This is a genomic window from Phreatobacter aquaticus (genome assembly GCF_005160265.1).
GTDB lineage: Bacteria > Pseudomonadota > Alphaproteobacteria > Rhizobiales > Phreatobacteraceae > Phreatobacter > Phreatobacter aquaticus.
Map to the genome: position 1 here is coordinate 3,722,737 of NZ_CP039865.1, position 23,666 is coordinate 3,746,402.

20 protein-coding genes are annotated in these 23,666 nt (G+C 65.8%); 5 read left to right on the forward strand and 15 right to left on the reverse strand.

What is annotated here, in order from left to right:
- The first annotated feature begins 139 nt into the window (after positions 1-139).
- Positions 140-2,062 (forward strand): diguanylate cyclase domain-containing protein, encoded by a 1,923-nt coding sequence (locus E8L99_RS17685; protein WP_168201714.1) that lies wholly within the window; start codon positions 140-142, stop codon positions 2,060-2,062.
- Positions 2,063-2,065: 3 nt separating this feature from the next.
- Here the strand turns inward: E8L99_RS17685 and E8L99_RS17690 are convergent, their stop codons facing one another.
- Positions 2,066-3,667 carry a DHA2 family efflux MFS transporter permease subunit gene (locus E8L99_RS17690; RefSeq protein ID WP_137100788.1) on the reverse strand — a complete coding sequence of 534 codons (1,602 nt, stop codon included), beginning with the start codon at positions 3,665-3,667 and terminating at the stop codon, positions 2,066-2,068.
- Positions 3,668-3,686: 19 nt separating this feature from the next.
- Entirely contained in the window at positions 3,687-4,910 is a 1,224-nt protein-coding gene (locus E8L99_RS17695) for an HlyD family secretion protein (RefSeq protein ID WP_215907012.1), read from the reverse strand.
- A 164-nt stretch (positions 4,911-5,074) separates the two neighbouring features.
- On the opposite strand from E8L99_RS17695, the gene E8L99_RS17700 reads away from it, so the two are divergent.
- The gene (locus E8L99_RS17700) at positions 5,075-5,788 is read left to right on the forward strand and encodes a TetR/AcrR family transcriptional regulator (protein WP_210421773.1); all 714 of its coding nucleotides are present in this window, start codon (positions 5,075-5,077) and stop codon (positions 5,786-5,788) included.
- Positions 5,789-5,828: 40 nt separating this feature from the next.
- A complete protein-coding gene (locus E8L99_RS17705; protein ID WP_137100791.1) occupies positions 5,829-6,215 on the forward strand; it encodes a VOC family protein in 387 nt (128 codons plus the stop codon).
- A 177-nt stretch (positions 6,216-6,392) separates the two neighbouring features.
- On the opposite strand, the gene E8L99_RS17710 is transcribed toward E8L99_RS17705, so the two are convergent.
- The 7 genes from E8L99_RS17710 to E8L99_RS17740 all read right to left on the reverse strand — a co-directional run bounded on the left by E8L99_RS17710 (position 6,393) and on the right by E8L99_RS17740 (position 13,746).
- Positions 6,393-7,199 carry an MBL fold metallo-hydrolase gene (locus tag E8L99_RS17710; RefSeq protein WP_137100792.1) on the reverse strand — a complete coding sequence of 269 codons (807 nt, stop codon included), beginning with the start codon at positions 7,197-7,199 and terminating at the stop codon, positions 6,393-6,395.
- Positions 7,200-7,204: 5 nt separating this feature from the next.
- Entirely contained in the window at positions 7,205-8,002 is a 798-nt protein-coding gene (locus E8L99_RS17715; RefSeq protein ID WP_137100793.1) for a TatD family hydrolase, read from the reverse strand.
- Complete coding sequence (gene metG, locus E8L99_RS17720; protein ID WP_137100794.1) at positions 8,002-9,546, reverse strand: methionine--tRNA ligase; 1,545 nt, start codon at positions 9,544-9,546, stop codon at positions 8,002-8,004. The genes E8L99_RS17715 and metG overlap by 1 nt, the downstream gene beginning before the upstream one ends.
- A gap of 27 nt (positions 9,547-9,573) precedes the next feature.
- Positions 9,574-10,620, reverse strand: a complete 1,047-nt coding sequence (locus E8L99_RS17725) for a DNA polymerase III subunit delta' (protein WP_137100795.1) — start codon at positions 10,618-10,620, stop codon at positions 9,574-9,576.
- Complete coding sequence (tmk, locus tag E8L99_RS17730; protein WP_391527497.1) at positions 10,617-11,309, reverse strand: dTMP kinase; 693 nt, start codon at positions 11,307-11,309, stop codon at positions 10,617-10,619. Before tmk ends, E8L99_RS17725 begins: the two co-directional genes overlap by 4 nt.
- Complete coding sequence (locus tag E8L99_RS17735) at positions 11,279-12,430, reverse strand: D-alanyl-D-alanine carboxypeptidase family protein (RefSeq protein ID WP_252511145.1); 1,152 nt, start codon at positions 12,428-12,430, stop codon at positions 11,279-11,281. The genes tmk and E8L99_RS17735 overlap by 31 nt, the downstream gene beginning before the upstream one ends.
- Positions 12,431-12,597: 167 nt before the next feature.
- Positions 12,598-13,746: a septal ring lytic transglycosylase RlpA family protein gene (locus E8L99_RS17740; RefSeq protein ID WP_391527454.1), complete on the reverse strand. Its 1,149-nt coding sequence runs from the start codon at positions 13,744-13,746 to the stop codon at positions 12,598-12,600.
- 295 nt (positions 13,747-14,041) lie between these two features.
- Between E8L99_RS17740 and mazG the strand changes: the two genes are divergently transcribed.
- Entirely contained in the window at positions 14,042-14,878 is an 837-nt protein-coding gene (gene mazG, locus E8L99_RS17745; RefSeq protein ID WP_137102173.1) for a nucleoside triphosphate pyrophosphohydrolase, read from the forward strand.
- On the opposite strand, the gene hflX is transcribed toward mazG, so the two are convergent.
- The 3 genes from hflX to E8L99_RS17760 form a co-directional block, all read right to left on the reverse strand.
- Entirely contained in the window at positions 14,879-16,243 is a 1,365-nt protein-coding gene (hflX, locus tag E8L99_RS17750) for a GTPase HflX (RefSeq protein WP_391527499.1), read from the reverse strand.
- Between the two features lie 27 nt (positions 16,244-16,270).
- On the reverse strand, positions 16,271-16,519 hold the full coding sequence (hfq, locus tag E8L99_RS17755; protein ID WP_137100800.1) for an RNA chaperone Hfq: 249 nt from the start codon (positions 16,517-16,519) through the stop codon (positions 16,271-16,273).
- 162 nt (positions 16,520-16,681) lie between these two features.
- Positions 16,682-17,542, reverse strand: a complete 861-nt coding sequence (locus E8L99_RS17760; protein ID WP_137100801.1) for a D-amino-acid transaminase — start codon at positions 17,540-17,542, stop codon at positions 16,682-16,684.
- A 300-nt stretch (positions 17,543-17,842) separates the two neighbouring features.
- Between E8L99_RS17760 and E8L99_RS17765 the strand changes: the two genes are divergently transcribed.
- Positions 17,843-18,292, forward strand: coding sequence for a nuclear transport factor 2 family protein (locus E8L99_RS17765; RefSeq protein WP_137100802.1), 450 nt, complete (start codon positions 17,843-17,845; stop codon positions 18,290-18,292).
- Positions 18,293-18,304: 12 nt separating this feature from the next.
- On the opposite strand, the gene ntrX is transcribed toward E8L99_RS17765, so the two are convergent.
- The 3 genes from ntrX to ntrC all read right to left on the reverse strand — a co-directional run bounded on the left by ntrX (position 18,305) and on the right by ntrC (position 23,659).
- Positions 18,305-19,672, reverse strand: a complete 1,368-nt coding sequence (gene ntrX / locus E8L99_RS17770; protein WP_137100803.1) for a nitrogen assimilation response regulator NtrX — start codon at positions 19,670-19,672, stop codon at positions 18,305-18,307.
- 22 nt (positions 19,673-19,694) lie between these two features.
- Entirely contained in the window at positions 19,695-21,938 is a 2,244-nt protein-coding gene (locus E8L99_RS17775) for a sensor histidine kinase (RefSeq protein ID WP_137100804.1), read from the reverse strand.
- A gap of 278 nt (positions 21,939-22,216) precedes the next feature.
- Positions 22,217-23,659: a nitrogen regulation protein NR(I) gene (ntrC, locus tag E8L99_RS17780; protein WP_137100805.1), complete on the reverse strand. Its 1,443-nt coding sequence runs from the start codon at positions 23,657-23,659 to the stop codon at positions 22,217-22,219.
- Positions 23,660-23,666: the final 7 nt, after the last annotated feature.

The following is a 23,666-nucleotide window of genomic DNA, read 5'->3' on the forward strand; positions in this document are numbered from 1 at the left end:
CCGCAAGGGATAGGCGCAGCCCATCCCGGGTATCGCCGGCAGGGGAGAAATGTGCGGGGGGTTGTGCTGGCAGCAGGCCCGTCGGAATGCGGGAAACATTAACCTCCGACTGCCATTCTGCGGCCCCCCGGGAGATTCCATGGTCGCATCGAACGCAACCCCGTCGCTGAAACTTCACCGGCACTTCCGGCCTCTTGCTCTGGGGTTGATCGCGCTGGTCTGCCTCTCGTTCCTCGGGCTCGGCTCCTGGCGCGAATGGGTCTTGCGCGATGTCGAGTTGCGGGGCGCCGAGACCGAGATCAGCAATCTGTCTCAATCGCTCATCCGTCACGCCGACGACACCGTCGAAATCGCCGATATCGTGCTGAGCGGGCTGGCGCTGAGGCTGGAGATGCAAGGCACCTCAGCCCCGGCGCTGCGGACGCTGAAGGACTTCATTGTTTTGCGCAAGCAGGCTGTTGGCCGCCTGCGCGGGCTATTCGTCTACGATTCCACCGGCAGGTGGCTAGCGGCCTCGGAGGAGGTCGATCTCAACCGCTTCAACAATGCCGACCGTGACTATTTTCGTCATCATCAGGCCAACTCCTCCAGCACCGTCCATGTGGGGCAGCCAATTCGGAGCCGTTCTGGCGGGCAGTGGATCCTGCCGATCTCGAAGCGCTTCAACAATCCGGACGGGTCGTTTGGCGGCGTCGTTCTGGCAACGATCGATGTCACGTTTTTCTCGGACTTCTTCCGCACGTTCGACCTTGGGCAACATGGCGTGATCGCTCTTGTCGCGGCGGATCGGGTGATACTGGCGCGCCATCCCATCGATGAGCAGGCGCTCGGTCGTCAGATCGGCATGACCGTCGCGGGGAGGGCGGAACCCGGTGAAACGGTCCGCCTGGTGACCCTGGTCTCGCCCGTCGATGGCGTCGAACGCGTCAACGCACTGCGCCGCAGTTCGATCAACCCCTTCTATATCGTCGTCGCCATGTCGCGCGACGATATCCTCGCGGCCTGGCGAAAGGGCGCAGCTGAGCGCATGGCGCTTTCGGCAGTGCTCACACTGATTGTCGCGCTCCTGGCCATATCGACGGTCCGCCGCGTCGACGAGCGGCACAAGATCCTGATGGCGCTGGCCTCAAGCGAAGCCGAGTTCCGGCTGCTGGCCGAAGGCGCCAACGACATGGTGACGCGGATCAATCCCGACGGAACGGTTGCCTATGCCTCGCCATCCTCGCTCGACGTGATCGGTTTGCACCCGGAGCAACTCGTGGGGTCCTCGACGCTCCCGAACATCCACCCGGACGACCAGCAGGCCGTGGCGACGCTGATTGTGGCTCTGCGCAGGGGCGATCTGGTCAAGACCAAGATCAGCCACCGGATGCGCCATTTGGAACGCGGCGAGATCTGGGTTGAAAGTTCACTGCGTGTCACGCGTGGCGGTGTTGACGGCAAGGTCAACGGCGTCATTGCGGTCACGCGCGACGTCACTCAGCACAAGCTGCGCGAGGTAGGGCTCGCCGACCTTGCCGGCAAGGATGGGCTGACGGGCATTGCCAATCGCCGGACGTTCGATCAGACCTTGGCGACCGAATGGCTGCGCTGCCAGCGCGAGCGTCAGTGCCTGTCCCTGCTGATGATCGATGTGGATCATTTCAAGCGCTACAATGATGCGCACGGCCATCAGGCGGGTGATGAATGCCTTCGCCGGGTCGCATCGGCGCTTGGCGTAACAATCCTAAGGCCGGCGGATCTTGTCGCGCGCTATGGCGGCGAGGAATTTGCGATCCTTCTGCCTGGCACCGATGCCGCTGGCGCTCGCGAGGTCGGCGAAAAGGTGCGCGCGGCCGTCGAGGCCCTGGCGCTGCCGCATGGCGCGGGAGGCTCGTTGCCTTTCGTCACAGCCAGCATCGGCTGCGCGACAGCCTGGCCAAAGGTGCTTGACCCGCTTTCCCATAACGATCTGGTCGAGGCAGCCGACAGGGCGCTTTACATGGCCAAGCATGCCGGTCGCAACCGGGTCGAGACCTCCCCGGAGCTGATCGGGGCGGGGCAACGGCGCCTCAGCGCCTGAGGATCAATGGCCGCCGCTGCCGGTGCCTGCGGGCTTGGCCCGTCTCATGAGCAGCACCAGCAGGACCATGGAGACGAACAGCACCGTCAGCACGGTGAACACGTCGCCAAGCGCCATGACCAGCGCCTCGCGCCGGACAATCGCGGCCATCTGCTTCAGCGCAGCGGCCTCCGCATCGGAGCCGAGTGACTGGAACTGCAGGGTGAGGGCGGCAAGCGTTTCCTCGGCGCGGAAACGGCCCCAGGCGACCGAATCCCTCAGCCGTTGCAGGTGAAGGTCGGTGCGATCGTTGATCAGCTGGTTGATCAGCGCGAGCCCCACCGCGCCGCCGAGATTGCGCGTGAGGTTATAGAGCCCCGCCGCGTTCTTGATGCGGGTGAGGGGCAGGGTGCCGAGCGTCAGGTTGTTGATCGGCACCATGCACATCATCAGGGAGAAGCCGCGCAGCACCTGTGGCACGATCAGTTCGCCGAAGGTCCAGTCCTTGGTGACGTAGGAGGCCTGCCAGGTGCCGGCGGCGAAACCCAGAAACCCGATGGCCATCATCAATCTGAGGTCCACCCGCGTTGACAGGCGGCCGACGATCGGGGCGGCGAGGAACATGCAGGCACCGGTGAGGAACATGGTCTCGCCGATCATCAAGGCTGAGAAGCCACGGACCCGGCTGAGATAGACCGGATAGACATAGGTGAGGCCGTAAAGCCCGATGCCCATGACGAAGGAGGCGAGGCACCCCGTCCAGAAATTGCGATTGGCGAAGGCCGAGAGATCGACGATCGGCAACTCGCGTGTGAAGGCCCGCCAGAAGAACACGATAGCGCCGCCGCCACAGGCGATGCCTGCGATCAGCACGGCCTCGTCGCGAAACCAGTCATGACCGGGGCCTTCCTCAAGCACATATTCGAGCCCGCCGAGGAAAAGCGCCATGGCGCCCAGGCCCCACCAGTCGAAATGCTTGAGGATCGAGAATTCCGGCTTGTCGAAATCGATATAGCGCCAGACCGTCGCCGTGATGATCAGGCCAGCCGGGACATTGACCAGGAACAGCCAATGCCAGGAGAACAGATCGGTGAGATAGCCGCCGACCGTCGGGCCTATCGTCGGCGCCATGGTCGCCACCATGCCGATGAGCGGCGAGACGATCGAGCGCTTGGACGGGGGAAAGATCGTGAACGAGGTGGCGAACACGGTCGGGATCATCGCACCCCCGACAAAGCCTTGCAGCGCGCGCCAGACGATCATCTCGCCGATCGACGACGACATCGCGCACATCAGGCTCATCAGGGTGAAGCCGGCGGCTGAGGCCGTGAACAGGATCCGCGTCGAGAAAGCCCGCGACAACAGGCCCGACAGCGGGATCATGATGACCTCCGCGATCAGATAGGCGGTCTGGACCCAGGAGATCTCGTCGGCGCTGGCACCGAGCCCGGCCTGGATCTCGGCGAGCGACGCCGAGACGATCTGGATGTCCAGGATGGCCATGAACATGCCGAACACCATGGCCGCGAAGGCGATGATGTGGCCGAGCGGAACGCGCTCTACGGCAGGTGCCGGTGCCGCCGGCGCCGGGATCGTCGATGGACTGGCGGCGGCAGCGGTGCTCATGCTCGCATCCCCGCAATGACTATCGCGACACCTGTCCGAGGCGGGCAGGCTCTGCTTCGCGATCGGTACGGATGGAGACCACCACCGACATGCCGGGCCTCAGACGTCCGGAGGCGACGGTCTGGGGATCGAGGACGATCCGTACCGGAATGCGTTGGACAATCTTGGTGAAGTTGCCGGTGGCGTTTTCCGGCGGCAGCAGCGAGAAGGTTGCCCCCGACGCCGGCGCGATGCTCTCGACCCGGCCCGTCAGCGTCTGCTCCCCGAATGCATCGACCTTCAGGGTTACCGGCTCGCCGGGACGCACGCGGGCGAGCTGCGTTTCCTTCAGGTTGGCTTCGACATAGATGGACGCGGTCGCCACCACGGCCAGCAGGCGCGTGCCGGGCTGGACGAACTGGCCGACCTGCACCGCGCGGTTGCCGACCACGCCGTCGACGGGCGAGCGGACCAGCGTGAAGTCGAGATCGCGCCGGGCGCGGGCGAGCGCATTGGCGAGTTCGACCTTCTGGGCCTCGGCCTCGGCACGCTGGCCGTTGAGGACACCAATCTGGGCCTCGGCGCTGGCAACACCCGCCTTGGCCTGTTCGACCTGGGCCAGGATGCGATCACGATCGGCCTTGGCCGTATCGAGCGCAGCCTGACTTGCGAACTCGTTGCGGATCAGCTGCTGGGCGCGCGCAAGAGCTGCTGTCGTCCGTTGGATATCCACCTCATAGACGCCAAGCTGCGCGCGGACCTGCTGCACGGCGGTCTGCTGGGCGGCGATCTGGGCATCAACACGGGCGAGAACCGCGTCCTGTGTCGCGACCTTGGCGGCCGCCGCCTCGACGGCGAGCCGATAGTCGCCGTCGTCGATCTTGGCGAGAATTTCTCCGGCCTTCACAGCCGAATTGTCGCGGACCAGCACTTCGGTGACATAGCCGGAGGCCTTGGCGGCGAGAATGGTCGTATCGGCCCTCACATAGGCATCATCGGTGGAGACGATGAACCGGCCCGTGGTCCACCAGTCCATGCCATACCAGCCGCCGGTCGCAACGGCGGCAAGGGCGATCAGGGCCAGAATGCGTTTGCGGCCCGTGCCGCGCCGGGCAGGGGGCGTGGCAGGCGCTGCCGGCGCCACAGCTGCTTTGGCGGGTCCGGCGGAGCGCGTCGGCTGCGCCGTTTCCGCGACGGGGGCCCCTCCCGGTACGGCCGGCTCATGAAGCGATGCATCGGACTTGGCGGCGGAGGAATCCAGCACGGAGGTGGTGTTCCGGAATGCGAGACGCGGGCAGGGTGCCGCCTCATGGTCCTTGACACATAGCACGTTTCCCTTGATGCTCAAGATCGAACCGAACGGTTCGGTCGGCATTCTCGCACAGGGCGACCTGTGCAGGGCGCATGGCTTGGACGCGGCCCACCCCGTTGTCCACCAGCTCACTTGAGGAATTATACGTAGGCATGTCCGACGATTTGGCCCTGATGCCCGATGCCGTCAGCCCGGAGCCCGGGAGCGGGGACGCACGTGCCGATGCGTCCGACACCGCCAAGAAGCGCCAGATTCTCGATGGCGCACGTCGCGTGTTCTTCGAGCATGGCTTCGAGGCCGCGAGCATGAACGACATCACGCGGGCGGCCGGCGTGTCGAAGGGCACGATCTACGCCTATTTCCCCAGCAAGGAGGCCTTGTTCGAGGCGCTCGTTAATTTCGAGCGCGAGGAACAGGTGGATCGGCTGGTGGCTTTCGATGTGACCCGCCGGGATATCGATCAGGTCCTGCACGAATTCGCGGTCAGGCTGGTCTCCGCCATGACCGATCCGCGATCGGTTGCGCGCCTGCGCATGGTTGTCGGCGTTGCGCCACGCTTTCCCGAGATCGGCCGCAAGTTCTTCGAAGCCGGCGCGCATATTTCGCGACGCAAGCTCGGCGACTTTCTGACGATCAAGGCGGAGGAGGGCCTGTTGGTGCTCGATGACCCCTCCGTGGCGGCACGGCAGTTCCTCGACCTAACGGTGGCCGACATCGTGCGGCGGGTCATCTTCGGCCTGGATACCGACCTGGGCGGCGAGGCAATCGCTCAGAATGCCACCCAGGCCACCGCGATGTTCCTCAAGGCCTATGGACCTGCCGCCACATGACAACGGCGAAAGCCCGGACTGACACACTGGAGCCAGGCTGATGATCTCGCACCTGTCGTTCGGCGTTGCCGACCTCGTACGCTCCCAGGCCTTCTACGACGCGGCCCTCGCGCCGCTTGGCGTGGTCAGGGTCTGGGATAACGCGAAGGGGGCGGGTTACGGATTGGCCGGCGGCAATGACAAGCTGGCGCTGTTCGCCAGACCCAACGACGTGTCGCCGCCAGGGCCTGGCTTCCACCTGGCCTTCGACGCTCCGAGCCGTCAGGCCGTCCGACTGTTCCATGCTGCGGCACTTGCAAGTGGCGGCCGTGACGATGGCGGCCCTGGCATCCGGGCGCATTACGGGCCGACCTATTACGCAGCCTTCGTGATCGATCCCGATGGCTACAAGCTCGAGGCAGTTTGCCAGCACGCATTGGACGCATGAGGGGAAGGACCGGACCCAGGGAGCAGTCCTGACAGCCCCATCCGCGATTCGCATAAGGTATATTATGGAACCACGATATGTGCCGCATTGGCTGGTGGCTGGCTTTGAAGCCGCGACGCTGGGTCTTCCGACACTGCCAGGCCGACAGCCGCATTCATCAATGACAGCCCGGCTGTGTCACGCGAGATCGATCGCCAGCGTCATTCCGTCATAGGCCGGCACAACGCCATCCGGCAGCCGCGCGGCCAATTGGCGATAGTCGACATCGGTATGGAGATTGGTGAGCACGGTCTGCTTCGGTCGATAGCGCGCGACAATGGCCAACGCCTCGTCGATGCTCAGATGGGTCGGATGCCGTGTGAAGCGCAACGCGTCGAGAATGAGCGTGTCGAGGCCTTCAAAATAGCACGAGGATTCATCCAAAAGAACATTAATATCAGGACAGTACACAACGTTGTTAAACCGAAACCCAAGCGCCTGATATGGCGCGCCATGCATCACCGGGAACGGAGTCGCGGCGATCTGTCCGCCGGGACCGGCAATTGCCAGCGGTTCGTGTGCTGTCATCGGATGCAGATTGATGATCGGCGGATAGTCGCTGCCCGGTGGCGAGACGAAGCAATAGGCGAAGCGCTGTGTCAGTGTGTCGGTTGTCGCTGTATCTGCATAGACTTCCACCCGTTTCCGCATGTGAATGGCGAGCGGCCGGAGATCGTCGATCCCGTGGGTGTGGTCGGCATGGTCGTGGGTGTAGAGAACGCCATCGAGACGGGTCACGCCTGCGCTCAGCAATTGGTCGCGCAGGTCCGGGCCGGTATCGACCAGCACCGTCGTGGTGCCGTCTGGCCCGCTGCGCTCGACCAGGATGGAACAGCGCCGGCGGCGGTTGCGCGGCTCGTGGGGGTCGCATTCCCCCCAACCCGATCCCACACGCGGCACGCCGCCCGAGGAGCCGCAGCCGAGGATGGTGACCTTTGCCGTCATGTCGGTCAGTCCGCGGCGAGCACTTGGGCGCGGTCCGCCTTGGCGAACAGCCGATAGAAATTGTCGGTGGTCTGGCGCGCCATCTCTTCCGGCGACACGCCCCGCGCCTCGGCGATCGCCTTGCCCGTCTCCACAACGAAGCTCGGCTCGTTGGTCTTGCCGCGGAACTTGCCCGGCGCGAGATAGGGCGCGTCGGTCTCGATCAGGATCCGGTCGGCGGGCAGCCTGGCTGCGATGTCGCGCAGGTTCTGGGCGCTGCGGTAGGTGGCGATGCCTGAGAAGGAGACATAGAGCCCGAGCTCGATGCCGGTGATGGCCAGCGCCTCGGACGCCGTGAAGCAGTGGAGAACGGCCTTGAAGGCCCCCTTCCCCATTTCCTCGGTCAGGATCGCCGCCGTCCGGTCGTCCGCGTCGCGCGCATGGATCACCAGTGGCAGGCCGGTTTCGCGCGCGGCTGCGATATGGGTCAGGAAGCCTTGTTCCTGAGCGTCACGCGGCGACTTGTCATAGTGATAGTCGAGGCCTGCTTCGCCGATCGCAACGACCTTCGGATGGGCCGACAACCGCACGAGATCGGCAACCGTCACGTCCAGTTCCTCGTGGGCATTGTGCGGATGGGTACCGACAGAGCACCAGATGCCAGGATTGTCTGCGGCAATCGGCAATATCTGGTCGAAGCGGCGCACCCGCGTCGAGATGGTCACCATGGACTGGAGGCCCACCGCCTGGGCGCGCGCGATCAGCCCGGCGCGATCAGCGGCCAGTTCCGGGAAATCGAGATGGCAATGGCTGTCGACCCACATCAGGCCGCTGTCTCCGGCTCGACATAGCGCGGGAAAACGCCCTGCGGCGGCGGCAGCGCGATGCCGCCGACGAGCGGCGTAGCGAGGCTCGCAAAGTCGCGCGCGTCCTCCGGCAGTGCCAGCAGGTCAAGCAGCTTCGGCGCGCCGATCGGCAGCGCCGGCTGGGCGAGGATCGCGGCCTGGCGGATGACTTCCGCCGTCACGTAGAGCACGGTCTCCATGCGGGCGAAGTCGGTCTTGCGGAGCGCCCAGGGCGCCTGCGCCGCGAAATAGCGATTGCACTCGGCTACCACGATCCACACGGCTTCCAGCCAGCGATGGATCTGCTGGGACCCCATCGCCTCGCGTGACGCATCGATCATGCCGCGCGCCTGCGCCAGCATGGCCTCGTCCTCGGCGGTGAAGGCGCCGGGTATCGGCAACACGCCCTCGCAGTTCTTGGCGATCATCGACAGCGAGCGCTGGGCGAGATTGCCGAGATCGTTGGCGAGATCGGCATTGGTCCGCGAGACGATCGCCTCATGCGAATAGGAGCCGTCATTGCCGAAGGCGACCTCGCGCAGCAGGAAATAGCGCATGGCGTCGACGCCATAGCTCTCGGCCATGACGAAGGGATCGACGACATTGCCGATCGACTTCGACATTTTCTCGCCCCTGTTGAACAGGAAGCCGTGGCCATAGACGCGCTTCGGCAGAGGCAGATTGGCCGACATCAGGAAGGCCGGCCAATAGACCGCGTGGAAGCGCACGATGTCCTTGCCGATGACGTGGAGGTCGGCCGGCCAATAGGCCCATTTCGGATCGGTCTCGTCGGGGAAGCCTGCGGCCGTGATGTAATTGGTCAGGGCGTCCACCCAGACATACATCACATGGCCATCGGCACCGGGCACCGGCACGCCCCAGTCGAAGGTCGTGCGCGACACCGAGAGATCGGCGAGGCCGCTCTTCACGAAGGAGATCACCTCGTTGAACCGGGTGTCCGGTCCGACGAACTCGGGATTGGCCTCGTAGAAGGCGAGCAGGCGGTCCTGATATTTCGACAAGCGGAAGAAGAAGGTCTCTTCCTTGGTCCACTCGACCGGCGTGCCCTGCCCGCCGACCCGCACGCCATCGGCCCCGACGGAGGTTTCCTCCTCGCCATAATAGGCCTCGTCGCGGACCGAGTACCAGCCCTCGTAGCCGCCGAGATAGATGTCACCGGCCGCCACCATCCGCTCCCAGATCGCCTGGCTCGCCTTGTAGTGCCTGGGCTCTGTCGTGCGGATGAAGTCGTCGTTCGAAATGGCGAGCGTCTCCGCCATGGCCCTAAAGCGATCCGAATTGCGGTCCGCCAGTTCGCGCGCGGTCAGATCCTCGCGCGCCGCGGTCTGCACCATCTTGAGGCCGTGCTCGTCGGTGCCGGTCAGGAAGAACACGTCCCGCCCGTCGAGCCGCATGAACCGCGCGATCGCATCCGTCGCGATCACCTCATAGGCATGGCCAATGTGAGGGGCGCCGTTCGGATAGGAAATGGCAGTCGTAACGTAGAAGCGAGGCTTCGCCATGGGATCGGTTCAAGCTGTTCGTCTGGGTCAGGTCGGGCGGCGGCCGGCTTCGGCAAGCCAGCCGAAAACCTGAAAGACGAAGGGCTTGCGTTCAAGATTGAACGCTTTGACCTGCGCCGATACGCCTTCGACCTTCTCCCATACCTCGGATAGGGGTGCAAGGCGGCGGGCACCAAGGCTTGCCTCCGCCACCAGGCGGCGATGCATGTGGTCGTTCACCGAGCGCACGAACAGTTCGAAGAGCGCGTCGTCGCGGCGCGCCAGCTTGTCGCCCAGTGCATGGAGCATGATTGGATCGGTTTCTGGCAACCTGGCGAGCGCCGCATCCAGCGCATCGGCGAATTCCGCCTGGCCACCATTGGCCAGCATCAAAGCCTGCCGAAGGCTGCCCTCACAGTGCCGGGCGATCATCGCGGCCTCGTTGGCGGGCACCTTGACGGTCTCGAAGCTCTGAAGCCCTTCGAGAATCTGGGCTTCGCTCAACGTTTGCAGCGTCAGGCTGCGGCAGCGCGAACGGATGGTCGGCAGGAGCCGGCCCGGCATGTGCGACACGATCAGGAACAGCGACCGCGCCGGCGGCTCCTCGAGCAGCTTGAGCAGCGCATTGGCGCTGGACCGGTTCATCTCGTCGGCGGAATCGACCAGGCAGATGCGCCAGCCGCCCTCGCCCGCCGTCGAACCGAAGAACCGGACGATCGCGCGCATGGCGCCGACCGAGATGTCCTGCGGGATCTTGTCCTTGCCCGCTTCCGCGATGCGCCGGAGCGCCAGCAGGTCCGGATGGGCGCCCGCGATGATACGGGCAGCGACCGGATTGTCGGTGGCGACCGACAGGTCGGTTGCCGCCTGAATGCGGTTCGGATCGGGATTGGCCAGGACGAAGCGGGCAAAGCGGTAGGCAAGCGTCGCCTTGCCGATCCCCTCCGGGCCGCCGATCAGCCAGGCATGGTGCATGCGCCCGCCGCGATAGGCATCGAGCAGTGTCTGTTCAGCCTTGTGATGGCCGATCAGCTGGAAGCGCTCGCGCGGATGCGGTGCGCCGTCCAGGCGGTCAGCGGCTTCCTCATCGATCATGTCGCGACCATACGCGGTGCGAGTTCGAAATGCGCGATCACCGTCTCGCGGATCGCGGCCGCAACGGCCGAGGCATCGCCGGTGGCATCGATCAGCTTGCACCGGTTGGGCTCGGCCTTGGCCAGCGCCTTGAACCCCTGGCGCAGCTTGGTGTGGAAGGCGAGGCCCTCGCGCTCGAACCGGTCGAGCGCGCCGTCGGAGCGGCGGGCGACACGGGCGAGCCCCACCTTCGGTGGCAGGTCGAGGATCAGCGTCAGGTCGGGGCGATCAGCGCCCACCGTGGCCCGCTCCAGCTTCAGAATGAAGTCGAGATCGACTTTGCCGGCAACGCCCTGATAGACCCGGGTCGAATCGGAAAAGCGGTCGCAGATCACCCAATCGCCGCGCGCCAGGGCCGGCAGGATGGTCTGATCGAGATGATCGCGGCGGGCACTGGCGAACAGGATGGTTTCCGCCTCGGGGCCGAAGGGGGCCGCAGCACCCGACAACAGCACTTCGCGCATGATTTCCGCCCCGGGCGAGCCACCGGGCTCACGGGTCATCACGCAGCGGATGCCGCGGTCTGCCAGCTCCTGCACGAGAAAGCGCGCCTGGGTCGACTTGCCCGCGCCCTCCCCGCCCTCGAAGGTGATGAACCGGCCGCGCCGGGCTGTTTCGCTCACGGCCGCGACAGTCCGGTGCGGAGCCAGCCTGAGGCGAGTTCGAGCGCGCCCTGCATGGCGCGCTGGGTCAATGTGCCGACCTCGACGCTTTCCGCCGCATAGACCGGGATTTCCAGCGCCAGCTGGCTGCCGCGCAGGACGCGCAGCTTGCCGACTTCGGTGCCGGCAGCAATTGGGGCCCGGATCGGGCCGCGATAGACGATCTGGGCACTGACGCGATCCGACTGGCCGCGCGGCAGGAGCAGCCGCACCAGCCGGTTGGCGGTCACGGGCACTTTGGACGCGGCCCCGCCGAAGACATTGACGCTTTCCAGGACCTCGCCCTCGGAGAACAGTTCACGCAACTCGAACGACCGGAACCCCCAGTCGAGCAGCTTGCGCGCCTCGTTCGAGCGTTCCTGCAGCGATCGGGCGCCCATGACGATGACGATCAGGCGCTGGCCGTTCTGCACGGCGGACCCGGCGAGGTTGAAACCGGCTTCCTCGATATAGCCGGTCTTCAGGCCATCGGCGCCAGTATAGGTGCCGAGCAGCGGATTGCGGTTCTGCTGGCGGATATTGTTCCAGGTGAACTCGCGCTCGCCATAGATCCGGTACTGCTCCGGATAGGTGCGGATGATGTGGTCGGCGATCTTGGCAAGTTCGCGGGCAGTCGAACGCTGCTCGGGATCGGGCAGGCCCGTCGCATTGCGGAACACCGAGCGCGTCAGGCCGAGATCGCGGGCGCGGCGCGTCAGCAAGGGCACGAAATTGGCCTCGGTTCCGGAAATCGCCTCCGCCAGCGCGATGGACGCGTCATTGCCCGACTGAATGATGGCGCCGCGGATAAGATCCTGCACCTTCACGCGCGAATTGACCGCGACATACATGGACGAGGTGCGGGACGGGGCCCCTCCCCGCCGCCAGGCGTCCTGGCTGATGACGACCTCCTGATCGGCCGCGAGGCGGCCCTGCCGCATCTCCTCGAACACCACCGCCAGTGTCATCAGCTTGGCGAGGCTGGCAGGCGCCTGAAGCTCGTCGGCGGCTTTCTCGAACAGCACCGATTCGGTGCCGACATCGACGAGGATGGCGTTGCGGACGCTGGTCTGGAACGCCTCCTGCGCGCGGGCATGGCTCAGTGGCACGAAAAGGCCAGCGAACGTCAATGCGGCCGCCAGCCCACCCGTGCGGAGCCAACCCGTCCCAACCTGCCGCGACCTGTCCATTGGCCGTCCCATGCCCTGCATGATCCATGCATGGGACGCCGCAGCCGCGAAATCAAGCGGCGCGGCAGAGCTGCGTCATATTCCCGGTGGAGATGGAGCGTCTTGGATCAGTAGAGGCTGCCGGCACCGAAGGCGGCGCGCGGCGCGGGCGCGCCCGGCATGGCGGCGAGGGCCGGAGCCTGGGCGGGTGCCGGCGCATAGGCGGTCGATGTCGGCAGCGTGACCGGTCGCGACGAGGCCGATGCGAGTGACGGCGCGGCCGGAGCGGCAACGGCGGCGGGTGCGGCAGCAGTCGTAACGGTGACCGTGCTGGAACCGCTCGTGCGGGTGGTGACAGCCGGCGGCTGGCTGACGGCGACCTGCGTGGTCATCACCTGCGCCGGCACCTGCTGGCGGGCGACCGTCGTCGTCGACGTGGGTTGGGCAAGCCCAAGGTCAAACGGCCGCTCGGGCGGCAGCGGCATGCCGCCAGCCAGCGGGCTGACGGGCTGGGCGGTCTCGACGATAGCCGGCTGGGCCGGGCCGCGTGGAACGAAACGCGGCTCGGCCGACGCGATCATCGTGTTGGAGAGGTTGGCCGGGCGCGGAGCAGCGGAGCCATCGGTGCGCAGCGTTGCCATCAGCACGCGGTCGTCGGATCCCTCGAGCGGGGCCCGGCCGACATATTCAACCTTGACCCGCGCGACGCCATGACCGCGAAAATCCAGCAGATGGGCGGTGCGGCTCGACAGGTCGATGACGCGGTTGGCATGGAACGGACCGCGATCATTGACGCGCACGATCACCGAATGACCGTTGCGCATGTTGGTGACGCGGGCATAGCTGGGCATCGGCATCGTGCGGTGGGCTGCCGACAGCCCATGCATGTCATAGGCCTCGCCATTGGCCGTCAAACGGCCGTGAAACTGGCGTCCGTACCAGGACGCGACGCCGACTTCGGCATGACCTTCCGGCTTTTCAAAGGGAACGTAACGGCGGCCGGCGACCGTATAGGGACGTCCGACGCGATAGACGCCGCCACCGCGGGGCACCGGCTGGCCCTCTTCGACGACCCGCGGGCTGGAGGCAACGCCGAGGCGCTGGTTGTAGCGATCGACCGGGCCGTTCTGTGTCGCGAGACGATCCTGCGTGCCACAGCCGCTCAACGCGATGCCGACGCCGCACAGCAGCGCCAGCCGAAGCGCAGCGGAGCGATCGCCAAACACGGATACGCCCGAAAGGGCGCGCGAGACGGTGGTCGTCGCGGATGATGTCAAGCCGTTCGCTCCATGCCCGTGCGGACTCATTGGACCGCATTGCGCCGGTGGTCTTAACCGACCTTTAGCGCCGGTCCCATGTTGGGGTCAAATGGGTCCAAATCGTGGCACCTCTCGGGCCGCGGGGCCATGATGGTTAATGGGAGGTGTGCGGCCACCTGCCCGCTTCCTGTGGATGCAGGCCTGCCAAAAGCTTGCATTCGCCGCGTTTTGGCAGCCCATGGGAGCGAAACAGGCGGAAAACATCATGGACCAGCCAAACTCTGCCCTTGCGCCGTTGCCGCCCCTGGAGGACATGGCGCCGTCATCCGACATCCGGCGTTTGATCGAGATCATGGCCTGGTTGCGGTCGCCGGTTGGCGGCTGCCCCTGGGACCTGGAGCAGGATTTCGCATCGATCGCGCCCTACACGATCGAGGAAGCCTATGAGGTGGCCGAGGCGATCGAGCGTGGCGATTTCGCCGATCTCCGCGACGAACTGGGCGACCTTCTGCTTCAGGTGGTCTTCCACACACGCATGGCCGAGGAGCAGGGCCTGTTCGCCTTTCCCGACGTGGTCCGCGCCATCACCGAGAAGCTGATCCGCCGCCACCCCCATGTGTTCGATGCCGCCCATGACCTGTCGCCCGAGGAGGTGAAGGGCCAGTGGGACAAGATCAAGGCCGAGGAGAAGCGCGCCAAGGCCGCTGAACGCGCCAAGCTCGGGCTGGCCGAACCGGTTGCCGCCGGGATTCTTGCCGGCATCCCGCACGCCATGCCTGGGCTGATGCGCGCGCTGAAGCTGCAGGAGAAGGCTGGCAAGGTCGGCTTTGACTGGAACGATGTCGGCGCCGTGCTCGACAAGATCACCGAGGAAGCCCGCGAGATTGTCGAGGCGCGCGCGTCAGGCGCCGGCCAGGCGGCGATTGCCGATGAGGTCGGCGATCTCCTGTTCGCCGCGGTCAATCTCGCCCGTCACCTCGGCGTCGATCCGGAGGCGGCTCTGCGCGGCACCAATGCCAAGTTCGAGCGGCGCTTCGGGTCGATCGAACAGGCGCTGGCCGCACGTGGCAAGAGCCCGCAGGAGGCTTCGCTCGACGAGATGGATGCGCTCTGGAACGAGGCCAAGCGCCAGGAGCGCGAGACGCGCTGATCAGTCGACGGCCGGCAGCCGCCGTTCCAGCTGGCCGCGCTTGGTTGGCGCGATGCGCAGCGTCACCTCGGTTTCGCCGCTCTCGAGCGCGCGGCGGCTCTCGACTTCCGCATTTTCGTGGATCCAGTGCAGCGTCCCGCCATCGGCAGCCGGCACCGTCACCACCATGCGCTCATGGGCGGCCCCCACCTTGGCCTCGATGGCCGAGAGCAGTTCGGGTAGCCCCTCGCCTGATATCGCCGAGACGAAATGCGGCCGTTGGTCCGGCTCGAAGCGCGCGGCGCGGTTCAATATCTCGACGCGCTGGGTCTCGTCCAGCAGATCGACCTTGTTCCAGACCTCGATCAGCGCCCGGCTTGCCGGATCCACGCCGAGATCGGCCAGGATCGCCGCGACATCGGCGGCCTGCGCCTCGGTATCGCCGTGGCTGACATCGCGCACATGCAAGATGACGTCGGCCTCGATTACCTCTTCCAGCGTCGCGCGGAAGGCCGCCACCAGCATGGTCGGCAGATCCGAGATGAAGCCGACCGTATCGGAGAGGATCGCCTTCGTGCCATGCGGCAGCTTGAGCTGGCGCAGTGTCGGGTCGAGGGTGGCAAACAGCATGTCCTGCGCCAGGACGCCCCCGGTCGTCAGCGCGTTGAACAGCGTGGACTTCCCGGCATTGGTGTAGCCGACAAGGGCCACGATCGGATAGGGCACGCGCTTGCGGCTCTCTCGGTGAAGCCTGCGGGTGCGCGTCACCTGCTCCAGTTCGCGCTCAATGCGCATGATCCGTTCCTGGATCATCCGCCGGTCGGCCTCGATCTGGGTTTCACCGGGGCCTCCGAGGAAGCCGAAACCGCCACGCTGGCGCTCGAGATGGGTCCATGAGCGGACCAGCCGGCTCTTCTGATAGCTGAGATGGGCCAGTTCGACCTGCAGCGCGCCTTCCTTGGTGCGCGCACGACGGCCGAAGATTTCGAGGATCAAGCCGGTCCGGTCGACGACCTTGGCATTCCAGGCCTTCTCGAGATTGCGCTGCTGCACCGGCGAGAGCGCCGCATCGACGAAGATGAGGCCGGCCTCGTGCTCGGCGACCAGCGCGCCAATCTCTTCCACCTTGCCCTTGCCGATCAGCGTGGCGGGCCTTGGCGTTGCCAGTGACACGATCAGCGAGGCCGCAACCTCAAGCTCGATGGCCGCGGCAAGGCCAACCGCCTCGTCGCGCTTGGCTTCTGATGACCGCGCGCCCTCGCCTGCTTCCGTGGCGCGGCCGCGCGCGGGCCTGACCGGCACCACGACGACGACCCGCGTCGGTTCGCCGCGCGGTTCGTCGGCACCCTCGGGGTGCGATCGGGCAATGATGTCAGGCCGGCGTATGTCCAAAGGCTGCTCGCTGGGAGTTGATCAGCCCTTGTCGTCTCCGTCCTGCGGTTCGAACAGCTGGACCGGCGCGCCGGGCATGATCGTTGATATGGCGTGCTTGTAGACCAATTGCGAGTGGCCGTCGCGCCTGAGCAGCACGCAGAAATTATCGAACCAGGTGACCACGCCCTGCAGCTTGACGCCGTTGACCAGGAAGATGGTCAGAGGGACCTTGTTCTTGCGAACGTGGTTGAGAAAGGTGTCCTGGAGGTTCTGAGCTCGTTCCGCCATTGTCGTTGTCCGTTTGTTGCCGCGGCTGAAGGCTGGCCGCGAAGGTTGGTCGTTTGGCTTGGGAGACTGCCTGCGACTGAATGATCTTCTTGAGAGTGATGCACTGCACGTCTTGGCCGGCCCCGCCATTCCAGCGCACGGGGCCGATGGAGGAAGAAAGGATCAGGCCGCGACTTCCGCGACCTCGTGGAACTTGGCCCTGAGGCCGGTCGCGATGGACCCCGGCGCACCATTGCCGATCGGACGCCCGTCGATCGAGACGATGGGCATGACGATCGTCGTGGCCGACGTGAGGAAGCACTCACGCGCTTCCTGGGCCTCGGCGACCGTGAATTGACGCTCCTCGATCTTCACACCTTCGCGGGCGCAGAGGTCGAACAACGTGGTGCGCGTGATGCCCTTCAAGATGCCGAAATCGGTGAAACGGGTGACCAGCACGCCGTCCTTGGTCACGATCCAGGCATTGGTGGACGAGCCCTCGGTGACGAAGCCGTCCTTGTCGACGAGCCAGGCCTCATAGGCGCCAGCTTCGCGGGCCGCCTGCTTAGCCATGCAGTTCGGCAACAGGCCGACTGACTTGATGTCGACGCGCTCCCAGCGGTTGTCGGGGCGGGTAATGACGCCGACGCCCTTGGCGGCATTGGCCTCGCCCTTGCGCGGATCGACCGACTTGGCGGTGACGACCAGCGCCGGCGGCGTGCCGGGCTTGGGGAAGGCGTGGTCGCGACGGGCGACGCCGCGCGTCACCTGCATGTAGACCAGGCCTTCGCGGACGCGATTGCGGCGCACGGTCTCGCGGAGCACGATGCCGAGCGCCTGACGCGACATCGGCATGTCGATGCGCAATTCCTTCAGCGAGCGCTCCAGCCGGTCCATGTGGCGGGTCTCGTCGATCAGGTGGCCATGCCGGATCTCGCAGACCTCGTACACGCCATCGGCGAACTGATATCCGCGATCCTCGATGTGAACGGCCGCCTCGCCATGAGGCACATAGCTTCCGTTGACATAGGCAATGCGCGACATCTGCGCCTCCTTGTTTTCGTTACGAAGGATACGCCGGCTCGGATGATCGGATCAGACCGAAGTCGCGTCGCATCGTGCGCAATGCGCTGGGTGCACTGCAACACCAATCTTGCACGCTTTGCCTGTCCGCCAAAGAGGCACCGCGCAAAATATGCGCAAAGCGGCCCTGTCGAATTTGCGGGGCGACGCCATTCCTCGGCACACAACGATGTGAAAGCCGCGCGTCTTCCGGGGCGCCGGTGATTGTTGGATGGTCCTCACGAACGGCCGCGGGCGGCCGGCATTGATCGGGAGACAGGAATGGACAGGCGCACATTCGGACTGGGACTGGCCGCGGTTCCGGCTGCTGCGGGTGCAGCCTCGGCGCAGGCATCGACGCTGGAAGCCAACAAGCGCACCGTGGTCGATTTCTACGAAAAAGGCTTGAACCAGAAGGACTTCGAGGCAGCTGCCGTCCATTTCGGTCCGCGCTACATCCAGCACAATCCGGTGGCACCCGACGGCATCGAGGGCTTCAAGGCTTTCATCGCCTTCCGCAAGGAGCGCACGCCGCAGGCACGCGGCGAGATCAAGCGCGTCTTCGCCGAGGGCGACTTCGTCATCCTCCATGTCCATGCCAAGCGCGATGCCAATGACCGCGGCACGGCCATCGTCGACATCTTCCGGCTCGAGGCCGGCAAGATCGTCGAACACTGGGACGTGATCCAGCCGATCCCGGAAACTATGGCGCACGGCAACGGCATGTTCTGACGAGGGCTGCCGTCAGTCGACGCCCAACGCCTTCAACTTACGGTGGAGCGCCGAGCGCTCCATGCCGATGAATTCGGCGGTGCGCGAGATATTGCCGCCGAACCGGTTGATCTGGGCCGCCAGATATTCCCGCTCGAAGGCCTCGCGTGCTTCGCGCAGCGGCAGCGCCATCAGGTGCTCGCCGCCATGGCCATTGGGCATGGAGGGCGCGGCCGAGCCGACATCGGGCGGCAGCATGGACACGTCGACCACCGCGTCGGGATCGCCGCCGGCCAGGATCAGCACGCGCTCGATATTGTTGCGGAGCTGGCGGAGATTGCCCGGCCAGTCATGCGATTGCAGCACCGCCATGGCGTCGTCGCCGATCCGCCTGCGCGGCAAGCCCGAGACGGTCGCCAATTGCTCGACGAAATGCTCGACCAGTTCGGGGATGTCCTCGCGCCGCTCGGCAAGGGACGGCACCTTGATCGGAACAACCGCCAGCCGGTGGAACAGGTCCTCGCGGAAGCGGCCCTCGGCAATCTCGGTCTGCATGTCGCGCGCCGTCGACGAGATGATCCGCACGTCGACCTGCACCCTGGTCGTGCCGCCAAAGCGCTGAAAGCTCTGGTCCACGAGAACGCGCAGGATGCGGTTCTGCGTCTCGCGCGGCATGTCGGCCACTTCCTCGAGAAACAGCGTGCCGCCATGGGCCTCTTCCAGCGCGCCGACCTTGCGGACAACACCCTCGCCGGCCTCGGTGCCGAACAGTTCGATCTCGAAGCGCTCAGGCGTCATGGCCGCGGCATTCAGCACGGAGAAAGGACCGTTGGCGCGCGCCGATGTCGAGTGAATGGTGCGTGCGGTCAGTTCCTTGCCGCTGCCGGACGCGCCGAAGATCATGATCCGGCTGTTGGTCGGCGAAACCCGCTCGATCGTCTGGCGCAACTGGTTCATCGCGGTCGACCGGCCGACCAGACCTGCCGCCTGCCCCGAAATCTGCCGGAGCTCACGGATCTCGCGCCGGAGCCTCGACGTCTCGATCGCCCGCTCGGCCACCAGCACCAGCCGGTCCGACTTGAACGGCTTCTCGATATAGTCATAGGCGCCGCGCTTGATGGCGGAGACGGCGGTCTCGATATTGCCGTGGCCCGAGATCATCACCACCGGCATGTCCGGGTGGCGCTCACGCACCACGTCGAGCAGCTGGAGGCCATCGAGCTTGCTGCCCTGCATCCAGATGTCCATGAAGATCAGATTCGGACGCCGGGCCTCGATCGCCGCCAGAGCCTCGTCGGAATGACGCGCCGTCCGGGTCCGGTAGCCCTCGTCGTCGAGAATGCCGGCAACCACGTCGCGGATATCCGCCTCGTCGTCGACTATCAGGATGTCGCCTGCCATGGGTCGATATCCGCTCCGTTTCTTATTCTGCCGCCACGACGGATGTCGCGGAGGTCTTTTGGTCCTGGAAGCTCAGCCGGATGCAGGCGCCGCGCTGGCGCCCATCGGCGTCCGGCGGGGCATCGAACAGGCCGAGGCCGCCGCCGTGTTCCTCCAGGATCTTGCCGACGATCGCGAGACCCAGTCCGGTCCCCTTCTCGCGAGTCGTGACATAGGGTTCGAGCAGCCGATGACGGTTTTCCTTGGGCAAACCGATCCCGTTGTCGATGACATCGATGGAGAAGTGCGGCGCATTGGCGGTCAGCCGCACGATGATGCGGCCCTTGCCGCGATCCGCTTCGGGCACGCCGGCAATGGCCTCTGTGGCGTTCTTGATGATGTTGGTCAGCGCCTGGCTGATCAGCCGGCGATCGAAGGCTGCAGGAAGCGCGCCCTCGGGGACATCATCGATGATGTCGATCTCCGGATAGCCGACCCGCATCAGGAACACCGCCTGGCGGACCGTGTCTGCGACGTCCTCGCGTTCGAACACCGGCTTCGGCATCCGCGCGAAGGATGAGAACTCATCGACCATCCGTCCGATATCGCCGACCTGGCGGATGATCGTGTCGGTGCACTGGTCGAACACCTCGCGATCTTCGGTGATCACCCGGCCATAGCGCCGTTTCAGCCGCTCGGCGGAGAGCTGGATCGGCGTCAGCGGGTTCTTGATCTCGTGGGCGATGCGCCGGGCAATGTCGGCCCAGGCCGAGGTGCGCTGCGCGACCACCAGATCGGTGACGTCGTCGATCGTCACCACGGCGCCATGCTCGCCGGCATCGTCGGCTTCGGGCGCCACCCGCACCACCAGCGTCTTCTCGCGGCCACCGCGCACAACCATGACCTGGCCCTGCACGATGACGGCGTCGCCGGCCAGTGCCCGGGCGATCAGTTCGCCGAGCTCCGGCGCCTTTTCGGCCAGCACCTGGCCATTCAGTTCGATTTCCGTCAGCCCCAACAGCTCGATGGCAAACCGGTTGAGCAAGGTCACCCGGCCCTCCGGGTCGAGGCCAACCACGCCAGCGGTCACGCCGGCCAGCACGGCTTCCGTGAACCGCCGGCGGCTGTCGATCTGGTCGCGGGCGCTGATCAGGTCTTCCCGCTGCTCGCGCAGCTGGGAGGTCATTTTGTTGAACGTGTCGCCGAGATTGGCGAGATCGCCCTCGGACTTGCGAATATGGACCTCGACATTGAGGTCGCCCGCCGCCACCTGGTCGGCAGCCCCGATCAGCCGGCGGATCGGCTGCACCAGCCGGTTGGCGAAGCTCAGGCCCAGATAGACCGCCGACAGCGTGACCAGAAACGCGATCAGCGCGAACATCAGCGCGAAGGCGACCTGCAGGCCGAACCGGCGTTGGTCGAGCTGCTGATATTCGAGCAGGCCGAGCTGGGTTGCCCTCAGATGCTGTCCGATCTGCTGGTTGATGGGGCGTACGACATAGACATATTCGTCGCCGCCGCGTCGCAGCTTCCAGATCGCCTCGATGAAGTCGCGGTCGCCACGCGAGGCCACGTTGATGATGATGTCGTCGGTCTTGGCGACCTCTTCCAGCACGGCGGCTGGCACGTTGAACTCGCCCTGGACCGGAGTTTCCGCCCGCTCGATCACCGTCCCGTCGGGGCGCAGCAGGCGCAGCACCGGGAAGGCGCGGACCATGGCCTGCGCCGACAGGTAACGCCGCATGTCGATGGCCGGGTTGGCGGCGGCCCGCATCCGCTCGATGTCCTGCGTCAGCGAACCCGCCTGCTCGCGCACCAGCTCCAGCTGCTCGCGCATATAGGCATTGGCGACCTCGGAGGAGGCTTCGACCGCCCGGCGAACGCTGCCGGTGAAAATGCTGTCGAGCCCGCGGTCGAGCGTGACAGCCGCGGCAATGGCAATGACTGCCACCGGAATTGACGCAACGATGGCGAAGAGGCGCACCACGCGTTCATGCAGGCGCGAGGCCGCCTGGCCGGTCCGGCGGGCCCGGCGCAGGGCCAGGATCTCGCGCACGATCATGAAGATCAGTGCCAGGACGAGGACCGCGTCGATCGACAGGACCGTGAGCACAACCTCGTGGGTCGGCACGATCGGCAGGAGGCCGGTCACGGTCAGGAAGGTCATCAGGCCGAAGAGCAGCGCGATTCCGACCAGAATCGGCCCCGCCCGGCGCGACCGGAGCCGCGGCAAGGCCGGAGCCGTGTCGGTGCTCGGGGCTGGCAGGGGCAGGCTCTGTCCTGTCATGCGGTCATTCGTCTCCCGGGCGACGCCGCGGCGCCATCAGCGGCATCCGCGACCCTGCCCCAGCGGAATCGTGCGGCTCTCATACAACAGCTGTGACAGAAAAGTCACGCGACAGGGGGACACAGCTGCGCGAGCCGAACCATCACCAGCCATGCGGCACGCACAGGCGCACGGCCCGAAAAATGCCGTGTTCCATTGGGCAGCTGACGCCCCGCCGCACCTGCCCTGCAACGTCAGGCAGGCCTAGGAAGCCGGCTGCCTGACGCTTCGGATCCGGATCACCTGGACGTCCGGATCACCTGGATATCGAGGTCGCGAACCTTCTTGCGCAATGTGTTGCGGTTGACGCCCAGGAGGTCGGCCGCCTTGATCTGGTTGCCACGGGTTGCAGCCAGCGCTGCCGAGATCAACGGGATCTCCAGTTCCTTGAGCACCCGGTGATACAGGCCGGGCGGCGGAAGATCGTCTCCGAAGCCCTTGAAATAATTGCCCATATGGCGTTCGACCGAGGCCATCAGCGTCTCGTCCTCGCGCGGGCTGTCGGTGCTGGGCGCGGGCTCCGGCGTCGACAATTCGTTGTCGACGATTGGCGCGGTGATCACCTCCTGCGGATAGAGCGCGGTCAGGCGGCGCACCATGTTCTCGAGTTCGCGCACATTGCCCGGCCAGCGATAGCGCTTGAGCTTCTCCATGGCGGCCGCGTCGATCTGCTTCGACGGCAGGCCCTCACGCTCGGCAGCAGCGAAGAAGTGGCGCACCAGATCCGGGACGTCGTCGGCGCGTTCGCGCAGCGGCGGCAGGCGCAGCGGCACGACGTTTAGGCGGAAGAACAGATCCTCGCGGAACAGGCCCTGCTGGATCTGCTGGCGCAGGTCCTTGTTGGTGGCCGCCACGATGCGGACATCGGCCTTGATCGGGGTCCGCCCGCCAACCGTCGTATATTCGCCCTGCTGCAACACGCGCAGCAGACGGGTCTGCGCCTCCATCGGCATGTCGCCGATCTCGTCGAGGAACAGCGTGCCGCCCTCGGCCTGCTCGAACCGGCCGGCCGAGCGCGCCTGGGCCCCGGTGAAGGCGCCCTTCTCATGGCCGAACAACTCGCTCTCGATCAGGTCGCGCGGAATGGCCGCCATGTTGATCGCGACGAAGGGGCCGTTGCGGCGCTTGCCGTAATCATGGAGCGCGCGGGCGACCAGTTCCTTGCCGGTGCCGCTCTCGCCGACGATCATCACGGTCAGATCGGTCTGCATCAGGCGGGCGAGGACCCGGTAGATATCCTGCATGGCCGCGGAGCGGCCGACCAGCGGGATGGCATCGGCATCGGAAGGCGCCGCCTTGCCGCTGCCCTTGCCCTTTGGCTCCGACAGGGCGCGCCCGACGATCGCCACCAGTTCCTTCAGGTCGAAGGGTTTCGGCAGATAGTCATAGGCGCCACGCTCGGAGGCCTTGATCGCGGTCATGAACGTGTTCTGCGCGCTCATGACCACCACCGGCAGGTCAGGACGCAGCTTCTTGATCCGCGGCAGCAGGTCGAACGCGTTCTCGTCCGGCATCACCACGTCGGTGATGACGAGATCGCCGTCCCCCTGGGACACCCAGCGCCACAGCGTGGTGGCATTTCCGGTAAGGCGGACGTCGTAACCCGCCCGCGACAAGGCCTGGTTCAAGACCGTCCGGATCGCAGCATCGTCGTCGGCGACCAGGATTGTTCCCGTCGGCATGGAGAAA

What these genes read in the sequence shown, in the direction of transcription:
- hfq (WP_137100800.1), bottom strand. Translation starts at nt 16,519, where the DNA reads ATGGCGGAACGAGCTCAGAACCTCCAGGACACCTTTCTCAACCACGTT.
- E8L99_RS17715 (WP_137100793.1), bottom strand. Translation starts at nt 8,002, where the DNA reads ATGTGGGTCGACAGCCATTGCCATCTCGATTTCCCGGAACTGGCCGCT.
- mazG (WP_137102173.1), top strand. Translation starts at nt 14,042, where the DNA reads ATGGCGCCGTCATCCGACATCCGGCGTTTGATCGAGATCATGGCCTGG.
- ntrX (WP_137100803.1), bottom strand. Translation starts at nt 19,672, where the DNA reads ATGGCAGGCGACATCCTGATAGTCGACGACGAGGCGGATATCCGCGAC.
- E8L99_RS17775 (WP_137100804.1), bottom strand. Translation starts at nt 21,938, where the DNA reads ATGACAGGACAGAGCCTGCCCCTGCCAGCCCCGAGCACCGACACGGCT.
- E8L99_RS17710 (WP_137100792.1), bottom strand. Translation starts at nt 7,199, where the DNA reads ATGACGGCAAAGGTCACCATCCTCGGCTGCGGCTCCTCGGGCGGCGTG.
- E8L99_RS17725 (WP_137100795.1), bottom strand. Translation starts at nt 10,620, where the DNA reads ATGATCGATGAGGAAGCCGCTGACCGCCTGGACGGCGCACCGCATCCG.
- E8L99_RS17765 (WP_137100802.1), top strand. Translation starts at nt 17,843, where the DNA reads ATGGACAGGCGCACATTCGGACTGGGACTGGCCGCGGTTCCGGCTGCT.
- E8L99_RS17760 (WP_137100801.1), bottom strand. Translation starts at nt 17,542, where the DNA reads ATGTCGCGCATTGCCTATGTCAACGGAAGCTATGTGCCTCATGGCGAG.
- E8L99_RS17685 (WP_168201714.1), top strand. Translation starts at nt 140, where the DNA reads ATGGTCGCATCGAACGCAACCCCGTCGCTGAAACTTCACCGGCACTTC.
- E8L99_RS17705 (WP_137100791.1), top strand. Translation starts at nt 5,829, where the DNA reads ATGATCTCGCACCTGTCGTTCGGCGTTGCCGACCTCGTACGCTCCCAG.
- E8L99_RS17690 (WP_137100788.1), bottom strand. Translation starts at nt 3,667, where the DNA reads ATGAGCACCGCTGCCGCCGCCAGTCCATCGACGATCCCGGCGCCGGCG.
- ntrC (WP_137100805.1), bottom strand. Translation starts at nt 23,659, where the DNA reads ATGCCGACGGGAACAATCCTGGTCGCCGACGACGATGCTGCGATCCGG.
- metG (WP_137100794.1), bottom strand. Translation starts at nt 9,546, where the DNA reads ATGGCGAAGCCTCGCTTCTACGTTACGACTGCCATTTCCTATCCGAAC.